The organism is Marinobacter goseongensis (genome assembly GCF_023156235.1).
In the GTDB taxonomy this organism is placed as follows: Bacteria; Pseudomonadota; Gammaproteobacteria; order Pseudomonadales; family Oleiphilaceae; genus Marinobacter; species Marinobacter goseongensis.
Genome location: NZ_JAKZAI010000083.1, coordinates 1 through 817 on the forward strand (window position 1 = coordinate 1; position 817 = coordinate 817).

The window sequence follows — 817 nt, forward strand, 5'->3', positions numbered from 1 at the left end:
AGGGTAAACGGCAGAATCACGCGCCCATACTGGCTCTGCTTGAAATCACCGCGCAGAAGGTCGGCAACCGACCAGATAAAAGCGGCGGTTTGGGAGTGGTTGGTTTGGTCGTCGGTCATCCGTGGAGCTCCATTACAGCATGTTGTCGGGCTGCGACTATCTCAGGCAGCCAATCCAATTCTTTTAAGTGAGGCGTTCAACGTCGTTCGAGTCACACCGAAGTGAGCCGCAACTTCTGTTTTCGTGATTTGAGGGTCGGAGAGCATGGCCGCTGCTTTACGGACGTCCGAATCAGACATAGATGGTTTCCGGCCGCCTTTGCGCCCCCTTGCCCTAGCTGCCTCAAGACCAGCCTTTGTGCGCTCTCTAATCAGATCATGCTCGAACTCAGCCAATGCGCCGAAGATATGGAACACCAGGCGTCCGCCTGAGCTGGTTGTGTCGATTGCTTCGGTAAGCGATTTGAAGCCAACTTCTCGATCATTCAGATCCTGAACGATCTCAACCAGGTCCTTCAGTGAGCGTGCCAGCCGATCCAGCTTCCAGACGACGAGAATGTCCCCTTTTCGGAGGGTACGAAGGCACTGCGACAACTCAGGTCGCTCACGCAGCTTACCGGTAAATTTTTCCTGAAAGATTTGCTCACACCCAGCTTTTTCCAGGGCATCCACCTGGAACTCAGGATTCTGATCCTGGGTACTGACACGCGCATAGCCTATGATCATTAAACGCACCTTTTCTAATCATAGTTTTTTGTACGTGATTTCTGGACACAAAACAACAAAAAATTGCAGGTTTTCGTACGAAGGGGCTAGGC

2 protein-coding genes are annotated in these 817 nt (G+C 52.1%); both read right to left on the reverse strand.

Annotated elements, in window-relative coordinates; translation table 11 throughout:
* Nucleotides 1–119, reverse strand: a 119-nt coding sequence (locus tag MLC70_RS18435) for a type I restriction-modification system subunit M N-terminal domain-containing protein (protein ID WP_248186009.1), incomplete at its 3' end; no start/stop codon positions are given.
* A 42-nt stretch (nt 120–161) separates the two neighbouring features.
* Nucleotides 162–725, reverse strand: coding sequence for a recombinase family protein (locus MLC70_RS18440; RefSeq protein WP_011783795.1), 564 nt, complete (start codon nt 723–725; stop codon nt 162–164).
* Nucleotides 726–817: the final 92 nt, after the last annotated feature.